We start from the raw sequence: 9,483 nt of genomic DNA, 5'->3' as shown, positions 1-9,483 counted from the left end.
ACTCTCCCGCGGAGATTATTCCGCGGGGGTGGAGAGCCGTCCACGATATCAATTGTGGACGTTGGTACGATCTGCGACCGTTGGTCATGGCAAAGCGTTCAATCAGCGTGATCTTACTTACAGCTGCCATCGCGGGTTACGCCGGGTGGGCCTTGAGAGGGCATTCAGATATTGACGCCTGCCTTGATGCAGGAGGTCGGTGGGAGGAGCGCGGTGGCTATTGTTTTGGGGCTGATTTCGGCGCCAAGGAGTAGGCAGCTTGCAACCCAACTGTCGCCATTCGCGCTGATTGAAGTGTTCTCCAGCGGCGGACATCGCCCGAAGGCGCGGAAAATGCGGTGCGTGATGGCTTGAGCGGTTTAACGCGCTTGTCAGCCGCGCAGCTTCAGTTCCAGCCTGTTGCAGCCCTCTTCGCTGCGATAGTCGAGCGCGTCTGCCCACGCCCGGATCAGCGCCAGCCCTGCCCCGCCGCCCCGGTCCAGATCGGGGACATGGGTGTCCTCTACCGTGCGCGGATCGAAGGCGGTGCCCGAGTCGCACAGGCAGATTCCCACCCCGTCGTCGTCCGCAGACAGCGCCAGCGATCCGGTAAAGCCCGGCTGGACATCGGCGTGATCGTAAAGATTGGTAACCGCCTCCTCGACCAATATCGCAAGCTTGGCGGTCTGCTGCGGCGTCAGCACCGCTGAGGCGCTGAATTCATGGACCAATGCCACGGCACGGTGTATCGATTCGGGACCGTTTTCATCGAGGTCGCACGAATGCGGTTTGAAATTGCGCCGGATCATGCGCACGGTTATGCCATCTTAGCGGGCAAGAGGGGATGCATATTATGAAATGCGGACTGCTTGTGACATTTTCATTGCTGGCGCTGGCGGCGCAGCCAGCCTTCGCCAATATCGGCCGGGTCAAACAGACCGCCGGCACCGCCTCGATCGAGCGCAAGGGCGCGCGGGTCAGCCCGGTCGTCGGCACCAGCCTGTTGCCCGGCGATGTGCTGGTCACCGGCAAGGGCGGCCAGATCGCGGTCACCTTTGCCGACAACACGCGCTTTGCGGTCGGCCCCAACAGCCGCGTCGCGGTCGATACCTTCGATTTCGACCGGACGACTCGCTCGGGGGCGTTCGAGACGCGGGTGGAGAAGGGATCGCTGGGTGTGGTCTCGGGACAGATCGCCAAATCCCGGCGCGATGCGATGAAGGTGCGAACCCCGACATCGCTGCTCGGGGTGCGGGGCACCCGGTTCATCGTGAACGTGCCCGACTGATGCGCGGCGCTGCTCTGGGGGCGGCGCTGGCCGCAACGGTTCTGGGGGGGTGCGCCGGGCCTTCGCTGGTGCTGCTCGATAACGAGGACGGGTCGTCCGATGGCGCGCTGGCGGTGATCGACGACCGTTGCGCCAATCCGGACGGCACGACGATCGCCGGGTCCTATACCCGCACCCGGCTTTCGGGCTGCGCGCCGCGGCCCAAGGGCGTCGGCGCCGATGGTCTGAAGCCCGACGAACGTGCCCTGATCGGCAGCCTGCCGCCGCCGCCCGCGCGCTTCATCATGTATTTCGTTCCCGACACCACCGATCTGGCACCGGGCTCTGAAGGCATGATCGAGGCGCTCGACCGGCACTTCAAGGCGCGTCCGGGAGCCGAGATCGAAATCATCGGCTATACCGACACGGTGGGCAAGGCGGATTACAATCTCGTCCTCTCGCAAAAGCGCGCCGACGAGATCAAGGGCAGGCTGGTCCAGCTGGGCTTCCCGACCGACGCGATCACCACCACCGGGCGCGGCGAAACCGAATTGCGCTTTCAGACTCCCGACGAGACCGAGAATGGCGGCAACCGCCGGGTGGAGATCATTGTCCGCTGACCCGCGGCGCTTGCCAGCGTCAAACCGCCTGGCCTAGAGATCTTCCGATCGTCATTCCCTCATGGTTTTGCGGCGAAAGCCGGAGTCCAGAGCGGGCACACTGCAACCTCGCTCCTGGACTCCGGCTTCTGCCTGAGATCAGGAATAGCAAAATCGCGGGATCTTCAGCCTCTATGCTCACCGATATCCAGATTTCCCGCGCCGCCAAGCTCGAGCCTATTTCCGGTATCGCCCAGCGGCTTGGCCTCCGGCCCGATGCCATCGAACCCTATGGCCATCACAAGGCGAAGATCGATCTGGCAGTCGCAGGGCTGGGCGAGCCGACCGGCAAGCTGATTCTGGTCACCGCGATCAATCCGACGCCGGCGGGCGAGGGCAAGACCACGACCTCGGTCGGGCTAGCCGATGCCTTGAACCGAATCGGCCACAAGACGGTGCTCGCGCTGCGCGAACCTTCGCTGGGCCCATGCTTCGGCACCAAGGGCGGGGCAACCGGGGGCGGCTATGCCCAGGTCGGGCCGATGGAAGACATCAATCTCCATTTCACCGGCGATTTCCACGCGATCACCTCTGCGCACAACCTGCTCTCGGCGATGATCGACAACCACATCCATTGGGGCAACAGCCTCGACATCGACGTGCGCCGGGTCGTCTGGCGGCGGGTGCTCGACGGCAACGACCGCGCCTTGCGGGCGATCGTGCAGTCGATGGGCGGGGTGGGCAACGGTTTCCCGCGCGAAAGCGGGTTCGATATCACCGTGGCGTCCGAGGTGATGGCGATCCTGTGCCTGGCGCGCGATCTTGCCGATCTCGAGCAACGCCTGGGGCGGATCGTCATCGGCTATACCCGCAGCCGGACGCCGGTCACCGCCAGCGACATCAAGGCGGCGGGCGCGATGACGGTGCTGCTGGCGCAGGCGATCAAGCCCAATCTGGTGCAGACGCTGGAGGGCAACCCGGCGCTGCTCCACGGCGGTCCGTTCGCCAACATCGCGCATGGCTGCAATTCGGTGATCGCGACTCGCACCGCGCTGGCGCTGGGGGACTTCGTGGTCACCGAAGCGGGGTTCGGGGCGGATCTGGGCGCAGAGAAATTCTTCGACATCAAATGCCGCCAGGCCGGCCTGAAGCCTGCTGCAGCGGTGATCGTGGCGACGGTGCGCGCGCTCAAGATGAACGGCGGCGTCGCCAAGGCGGATCTGGGGGCGGAGGATGTCGAGGCGGTGCGGCGCGGCAGCGTCAACCTGGTCCGGCACATCGAGAATGTCCGCCAGTTCGGCGTGCCGGTGGTCGTCGCGATCAACCATTTCACCAGCGACAGCGCGGCCGAGATCGCGGTGCTGCGCGAGGCGGCAGCATCACAAGGCGCCGAGGCGCATGTCTGTCGCCATTGGGCCGATGGCGGTGCCGGCGCTGAGGATCTGGCGCGCGCGGTCGCGGCGCTGGTTGCCGATGAAGGGGCAAGATTCCAGCCGCTCTATACCGACGACCTGCCGCTGATCGACAAGATCACCGCGGTCGCCACCCGCATCTACCGCGCCGATTCGGTCGCGGCATCGTCCGCGATCCTGGCGCAGCTCCAGCGCTGGGAAGAGGCCGGCTATGGCCATCTGCCGGTGTGCATGGCCAAGACCCAGTACAGTTTTTCCGCCGATCCGACGCTGCTGGGAGCGCCGACCGGCCATGTTCTGCCGGTGCGGGAAGTGAAGCTGAGCGCAGGAGCGGGCTTCGTGGTCGCGATCTGCGGCGAGATCATGACCATGCCCGGCCTGCCGCGCGTTCCGGCGGCCGAGAGTATCCGGCTGGATGCCAATGGCGAGATCGAGGGATTGTTCTGAGCGAACTCTCGATTTCTCGCATGCGAAGCTGGCTTGCCTCTCCCTTGATGGAAGAGGCAGCGAGACTTGGCAGCTTGCTGCCTTAGTCGCAGCGGTGAGGGTGATGGTGCGGCTGGGTGCCAACTGCACGGTGTCTAACCCGAAGTTCAATCCGGAGAGATCACCCCCACCCAACCCTCCCCCATCAAGGGGGAGGGCTTTTCATAGCTCCCGCAAGCGGGGGGGGGAGAGAGTATCCGATCAACCGTTCACATCGGCCTGGGTCACCGGAACGATGCGGATTTCGACGCGGCGGTTCTGGGCGCGGCCGTCTTCGGTGGTGTTCGAGGCAACCGGCTGCGATTCGCCGAAGCCGCGGGTTGCGAGGCGGGCGGGCTGCACGCCACGCGTGGTCAGGTAGCTGGAGACCGACTGGGCCCGGCGCTCCGACAGGGTCTGGTTATAGGCATCGCTGCCGGTCGAATCGGTGTGGCCGTACACGTCGATATAGGTGCTTTCGTACTGCACCAGTGTCGAGGCGACATCGTTCAGCGTGTTGCGAAACTGGGGCTTCACCGCCGAGCTGTCGACGTCGAAGGTCACTTCGCTCGGCATGTTGAGCAACAGGCTGTCGCCGTCGCGCGTCACGTCGATGCCGGTGCCGGCGGTCTTCTGGCGCAGTTCGCGCTCCTGCTGCTCGAGATAATAGCCGATCCCTGCGCCAGCGACCGCGCCGATGCCCGCGCCGACGATCTTTTCGGTCCGGTCGCGGCGACCGCCGACGATGTCACCCAGCAGATAGCCGCCGAGCGCTCCACCAACGCCGCCGAGCGCGGCACGGTTGATGCGCTGCTGACCGGTTTCGGGATCGGTGACGCAGGCGGCCAGCGCGAGGCTGGAAAGTCCGGCAAAGGCGGCGATGCGGATGGTCTTGCTGTTCATGCTGTTTGGCTCCCAGGTCTTTTGAAGAATTCTGTCGTGCGTATGCCTCGCAACGTCTCACCGCCTTATTCGATCCGGCGGCTGAATGGTTCCCGAACCGAATTATAACATTGCGTAACTTTATCGGAAATCCTGTGTCTTGCCGGTGGGCGCTGAAAGCGCGTGACAGCGCGCGCGGCAGCGATATAGGATAGGGGCTTGCACATTGCATAAGGCCCGATGGACCCTCTCCTTCCTTTTCCGTGGCTCGACGTCATTATCATTCTGGCGTTGATCATCTTGAACGGCGTTTTCGCCATGTCCGAACTCGCCATCGTTTCTGCGCGCACGGCGCGGCTGGAGGCGATGGCCAAGGAGGGCAGCAAGGCGGCGCGCACCGCGATCCGGCTGGGTGCCGACCCGGGCAAGTTTCTCTCGACCGTCCAGATCGGTATCACTCTGATCGGCATTCTGGCGGGTGCCTATTCGGGGGCCAGCCTCGGCGGACCAACGGGCGACCGGCTGACGCTGATCGGGGTTCCGGCGGATGTCGCGGACAGCGCCGGCTTTGCGCTGGTCATCGGGATCACGACCTATCTGTCGCTGGTCATCGGGGAGCTGGTGCCCAAGCAGTTCGCGCTGCGCAAGGCGGAAGAGCTGGCGGTGATCATGGCGATCCCGATGGACCTGATGGCGCGCGGCGCTGCGCCCGTGGTGTGGCTGCTCGACAATTCGAGCGCGCTGATCTTTCGGCTGCTCGGCCTCAACCGCGAATCCGAAAGCATCGTCACCGCCGAAGAGCTGCAGATGATCTTTGCCGAAGCGACCAAATCGGGTGTGATCGAGGAAAGCGAGCGCGCAATCATGTCGGGCGTGGTGCGTCTGGCCGGGCGTCCGGTGCGCGAGGTGATGACGCCGCGCACCGAGGTCGACTGGCTGCCGGTCGAAGCGGGACTGGATGACCTGCGCCGGATCATGGCCAACTCGCCGCACAGCCGCCTGCCGGTCGCCGATGGCTCGGTCGATGCGATCATCGGCATCGTGACCGTGCGCGACCTGCTGTCCGCGATCATCGAGGGCGCGCCGCTCGATCTTGCCGCCCTGGTGCGCACCGCGCCGATCGTGCCCGATCAGGTCGATGCGATGGATGCCCTGAAAGCGTTGCAGAAGGGCGAGGTGCCGATGGCGCTGGTCCATGACGAGTACGGCCACTTCGAGGGCCTGGTGACGCCTGCAGACCTGTTGCAGGCGCTGGTCGGCGATTTCGCCTCTGATCAGAGCGAGGGCGATTCGCCGATGGTGGTGGAGCGCGCCGATGGCAGCCTGCTGATATCTGGCGCGATGCCCGCCGATGCGATGGCCGACCGTCTGGGGATCGATCTTCCCGACGACCGCGATTATGCCACGGCGGCAGGCCATGTGCTGCACTGTCTGCGCCACCTGCCCAAGGAGGGCGAGGTGTTCACCGAACAGGGATGGCAGTTCGAGATCGTCGACATGGACCACCGCAAGGTGGACAAGCTTTTGGTCACCCGGCTCAACAGCCTGGTGGATTGACGCAAGCGCAGCTTATTGCGGAGGACCGCCGCCGCCAGCGCCCGGTGCGCCGACCGCGCCGATATTGCCGAACAGATCCTGGAAGAAGGTGCGGTCGCGGCCCAAGGTGGGGGTCTTCTTGCCTTCGGGGTTGATGCTGGCGACCTGTTCCAGGCCGGTGTAATCGACCGCTTCGACATTGCCCGCGGTATCAAAGCGCACCCGCATCACCTGCTGTGCGGTGGGGCGCGGGTTGGCAAAGGCGAGCTGACGGGTGTCCCGCGCGAAATAATACCATTCGTTGTCGGCAAACTGGCCGGTAAAGGTCGGGCGGCCCAGGGTCCGCTCCACCGACTGGCGGTTGTCGACGCCGGGCAGGATCTGGCTGGCAAGCGCCTGATCGTAGATGAAGCCCTGGTGCCCGCGCAACTGGCCGCAGCCCGAAAGCAGCGGCAGGGCGGCGAGGCCGATCAGCATCGCGGCACGTGTGGTACGGCGGCGCAGCGCGCGGTGGGTTGGAGCTTTGCTGATCATCATCTTTCCTTGGCGTTGTCCGCCTGACTGTCGGGTTGCCCGGCGATCCGCTACGGCCTTGCAGCCCCACGCATCTCTTGCAACTTGCCGTTGACGCCTCAATATGCACTTAGGCCCTGCATCACAAGTGGCCAATGAATTGTGGCTTAACGCCGCAGCATCCCGTCTGGAAAAGCTCTATAATGTCCGTTTTATCCCGCATTTTCGCCCGCAAGGACCCCCGCGAGCAGGCCCGTCCAGCCTATGACCGCGTGGTGGCACTGGGACGCGACCCGTATTGGTATCTCGATGGCGGCGTGCCCGACAGCGTGGATGGCCGGTTCGAGACGGTGATGACGGTGCTTTGCGCGGTGCTGCTGCGGCTCGAGGCCGACGATGCCGACAACACGGTGCGGCATTTTTCGGTCTATCTGGCCGAACTGTTCGTCGATGACATGGACGGCCAGCTTCGCCAGAACGGCGTCGGCGACCTGATCGTGGGCAAGCATATCGGCAAGATGATGAGCGCGCTGGGGGGGCGGCTGGGGGCCTATCGCGATGCTCTGGCGACCGGCAATGGTCCGCAGCTTGCAGACGCGCTGCGCCGCAACCTCTATCCCGATGCACAGGTCAGCGATGCCGCCGTGACCGCAGCCGCGCAGCATCTGGCCGATCTGTATGCCCGGCTGAAGGCGCTGCCGGTCAGCGCGATCCTGCAGGGCGATTTCTGATGCAGCCGCCAGTCGAATTTTCCCGCCCGGTCGATCTGCGCGCGCTGCCGCGCCAGCAGGTCGATCTGGTCGCTAACAAGGGGGAGCGCGCCGCGCTCGCGCGCCGGTTCGATATCGTCGCGATCGACGCGCTCAAGGCCACCGCGACGTTGCAGGAAAACCCCGACGGGGTGGATGTATCGGGCACGATCACCGCTATTCTGGTGCAGAGCTGCGCGATCTCGATAGAGGATTTCCCAGTGCGGATCGCATCGGAGTACCGGCTGCGGTTCGTCCCCGAGGCCGATTATGAGGCAGCGATGCAGGCAGCCGGCGACGAGGTCGAACTGGCAGCCGATGATCTCGATACGATTCCCTATTCGGGCAGCACGCTCGATCTGGGGGAAGCGATCGCGCAGACGCTGGCGCTCGAGATCGACCCGTTTGCCGAGGGCCCGAATGCCGATGCCGCACGCGCGCAATACGGCCTGTCCACGCCCGAAGAGAGCGGGCCATTCGCCGCGCTCAAGGCCTTGAAGGACAAGCTGGGCTGATCGGCACGGCTTACGGCACGCCCGCATTGCTGAGCAGCTTGTCGATCGTCCGCACCGCCGCAGTGTATTCGGGCGAGGCGACATTGGTGTAATCGCGCTCGAAGGCCGTCTGGTCCAGCCCCTCGGGCCTGGCCAGCAGTTCGCCCGGCAGCATCTGCGCCTCGGTCATCGCGCCCAGCCGGATATGGACCGCGCGCGCGAGCTTGGGGTCCACCGCGGCGATGGCGAACCGCTCGCCCGATCGGTCGGCGGCGAGATCGACGAATGAAAAACCGCTGCCATCGCCGGTGCTGTCGGCCAGTTCCTTCCACGTTCCCATCGAGCGGGCGACCTGACTGCCCAAGGTGGCAGCGAGCGCCGCCGACAGGGCCCAGTGCTTGGCCAGATCGGGGCGGCCCATCAGTGTCAGCGGCGCATCGCTTGCGGCGCAGGCGGCCACCTCGGGCAATGCCGCCCCGGCCAGCTTGTCGCGATATTCGGGCACGGCGCGCATCGCGATCGCTGCCAGCAACGCGCGGTTGTGGTCCTGAAGGCTGGTCTTGCCAGAAGGCTTGAGCGCGGCGGCGCGTCGCACCAGCACGGCGAGATCGGTTTCGCCGGTATCGGCAATCGCGCAATACACCGCAGCCACAATGCCGGGATCGGCGGTCTCTCCCCGCGCCCGGGCCAGCCCTGCCAAAGCTGCGCCGCGGCCCGGGTTGATCAACACCACGGTCACCTCGTCATCGGCGATCCTGACACGGCGCACCGCCTGCGCCAGCGTCAGCGGCCTGGCGACGTCGCCCTGGAGCTGAAGCCATATCCGGTCCAGCGCCCAGCGGGTCAGCGCTTGCGGAATCGGCAGCCGACCCAGCGATAGCGCAATATCGGGAATGCTGTCGCCGGATTGCGGCAGGTCCGCAGCATCCTGCGGGCGGATCGCCGCATGGGCGTTGAGCCAGAAGCCCCATCCCAGTTCGCGGCTCATCTCGACGATCAGATCGGTTTGGGGATCGCTGCGAGATGGGCCGTCGTTGTCGGCCGGCGCCGCAGCCGGTTGGAGCCTGGCCTGCACCCTCAGCGGAGACAGGGCTTCGCTCGCCAGCGCACCCAGCCCGTCCAGTTCGTGCTCGCCCAGCAGGATGTCGACCAGCTCGCCCCGCGCCGTCTGCTCTCCGGTGATCTGCTCGGCCACCTTGTGGGCCGCTGCAGCGCTGGTGGCATCGGCCACCTTGGGTTCGGGAACATTTGGTGCCAGACTCAGGGTCAGGCCAGCCAGCACCGCCATGAAGGCGACCAGGCCAAGGGCCATCCATCGCCAGCGCCGCCGCGGGGGGCGGGCAGCAGACGGATACGCCGTTGCTGGGGGCTGGCTGGGTGCAGGCGGTGTCATCGATATGGCCCGAGGCGCACCTGCATCGGAATGACGCAAGGCGGTTGGTGCTGTAGCGCGGGAACCGGGCACAAAAAAGCGCCGGAAATCGAACGACCCCGGCGCTTCCTTGTGATTTGCGGTGAGCGCTGGCGCTTACGCGGCGGGCAGAGCTGCCTGTGCCTGCTTGACCAGGGTCTTGAAGACCTCGGCTT

At 65.4% G+C, this 9,483-nt stretch carries 10 protein-coding genes; 6 read left to right on the top strand and 4 right to left on the bottom strand.

Annotation, left to right across the window (positions count from 1 at the left end; translation table 11 throughout):
- Positions 1-371: 371 nt before the first annotated feature.
- The gene (locus tag QUV11_RS16850) at positions 372-788 is read right to left on the bottom strand and encodes an ATP-binding protein (protein ID WP_300884134.1); all 417 of its coding nucleotides are present in this window, start codon (positions 786-788) and stop codon (positions 372-374) included.
- 62 nt (positions 789-850) lie between these two features.
- Between QUV11_RS16850 and QUV11_RS16845 the strand changes: the two genes are divergently transcribed.
- From QUV11_RS16845 to QUV11_RS16835, 3 genes are all read left to right on the top strand, one after another.
- Positions 851-1,267, top strand: a complete 417-nt coding sequence (locus QUV11_RS16845) for a FecR domain-containing protein (protein ID WP_300884132.1) — start codon at positions 851-853, stop codon at positions 1,265-1,267.
- Positions 1,267-1,866: an OmpA family protein gene (locus tag QUV11_RS16840; protein WP_300884130.1), complete on the top strand. Its 600-nt coding sequence runs from the start codon at positions 1,267-1,269 to the stop codon at positions 1,864-1,866. The genes QUV11_RS16845 and QUV11_RS16840 overlap by 1 nt, the downstream gene beginning before the upstream one ends.
- Before the next feature lie 173 nt (positions 1,867-2,039).
- The gene (locus QUV11_RS16835; RefSeq protein WP_300884128.1) at positions 2,040-3,704 is read left to right on the top strand and encodes a formate--tetrahydrofolate ligase; all 1,665 of its coding nucleotides are present in this window, start codon (positions 2,040-2,042) and stop codon (positions 3,702-3,704) included.
- A gap of 240 nt (positions 3,705-3,944) precedes the next feature.
- Here the strand turns inward: QUV11_RS16835 and QUV11_RS16830 are convergent, their stop codons facing one another.
- Entirely contained in the window at positions 3,945-4,625 is a 681-nt protein-coding gene (locus tag QUV11_RS16830; RefSeq protein WP_300884127.1) for an OmpA family protein, read from the bottom strand.
- Positions 4,626-4,844: 219 nt separating this feature from the next.
- On the opposite strand from QUV11_RS16830, the gene QUV11_RS16825 reads away from it, so the two are divergent.
- Positions 4,845-6,161, top strand: a complete 1,317-nt coding sequence (locus QUV11_RS16825) for a hemolysin family protein (RefSeq protein ID WP_300884125.1) — start codon at positions 4,845-4,847, stop codon at positions 6,159-6,161.
- A gap of 12 nt (positions 6,162-6,173) precedes the next feature.
- On the opposite strand, the gene QUV11_RS16820 is transcribed toward QUV11_RS16825, so the two are convergent.
- Entirely contained in the window at positions 6,174-6,617 is a 444-nt protein-coding gene (locus QUV11_RS16820) for an outer membrane protein assembly factor BamE (protein ID WP_300884136.1), read from the bottom strand.
- Positions 6,618-6,856: 239 nt separating this feature from the next.
- Between QUV11_RS16820 and QUV11_RS16815 the strand changes: the two genes are divergently transcribed.
- Positions 6,857-7,384 carry a ubiquinol-cytochrome C chaperone family protein gene (locus QUV11_RS16815; protein WP_300884124.1) on the top strand — a complete coding sequence of 176 codons (528 nt, stop codon included), beginning with the start codon at positions 6,857-6,859 and terminating at the stop codon, positions 7,382-7,384.
- Positions 7,384-7,917 carry a DUF177 domain-containing protein gene (locus QUV11_RS16810; protein ID WP_300884122.1) on the top strand — a complete coding sequence of 178 codons (534 nt, stop codon included), beginning with the start codon at positions 7,384-7,386 and terminating at the stop codon, positions 7,915-7,917. The genes QUV11_RS16815 and QUV11_RS16810 overlap by 1 nt, the downstream gene beginning before the upstream one ends.
- A 10-nt stretch (positions 7,918-7,927) precedes the next feature.
- Here QUV11_RS16810 and QUV11_RS16805 read toward each other — a convergent pair whose 3' ends face one another.
- Entirely contained in the window at positions 7,928-9,208 is a 1,281-nt protein-coding gene (locus QUV11_RS16805) for a hypothetical protein (RefSeq protein ID WP_300884120.1), read from the bottom strand.
- Positions 9,209-9,483: the final 275 nt, after the last annotated feature.

Source organism: Blastomonas sp., assembly GCF_030373265.1.
In the GTDB taxonomy this organism is placed as follows: domain Bacteria; phylum Pseudomonadota; class Alphaproteobacteria; order Sphingomonadales; family Sphingomonadaceae; genus Blastomonas.
Note: the sequence above shows the minus strand (reverse complement) of the source record. Positions and strands in the feature narration are given on the sequence as shown.

Bases quoted from the DNA above. Each gene is read 5' to 3' on its own strand.
- QUV11_RS16835 (WP_300884128.1), top strand. From the start codon at position 2,040: ATGCTCACCGATATCCAGATTTCCCGCGCCGCCAAGCTCGAGCCTATT.
- QUV11_RS16840 (WP_300884130.1), top strand. From the start codon at position 1,267: ATGCGCGGCGCTGCTCTGGGGGCGGCGCTGGCCGCAACGGTTCTGGGG.
- QUV11_RS16830 (WP_300884127.1), bottom strand. From the start codon at position 4,625: ATGAACAGCAAGACCATCCGCATCGCCGCCTTTGCCGGACTTTCCAGC.
- QUV11_RS16805 (WP_300884120.1), bottom strand. From the start codon at position 9,208: ATGGCCCTTGGCCTGGTCGCCTTCATGGCGGTGCTGGCTGGCCTGACC.
- QUV11_RS16810 (WP_300884122.1), top strand. From the start codon at position 7,384: ATGCAGCCGCCAGTCGAATTTTCCCGCCCGGTCGATCTGCGCGCGCTG.
- QUV11_RS16850 (WP_300884134.1), bottom strand. From the start codon at position 788: ATGATCCGGCGCAATTTCAAACCGCATTCGTGCGACCTCGATGAAAAC.
- QUV11_RS16820 (WP_300884136.1), bottom strand. From the start codon at position 6,617: ATGCTGATCGGCCTCGCCGCCCTGCCGCTGCTTTCGGGCTGCGGCCAG.
- QUV11_RS16825 (WP_300884125.1), top strand. From the start codon at position 4,845: ATGGACCCTCTCCTTCCTTTTCCGTGGCTCGACGTCATTATCATTCTG.
- QUV11_RS16815 (WP_300884124.1), top strand. From the start codon at position 6,857: ATGTCCGTTTTATCCCGCATTTTCGCCCGCAAGGACCCCCGCGAGCAG.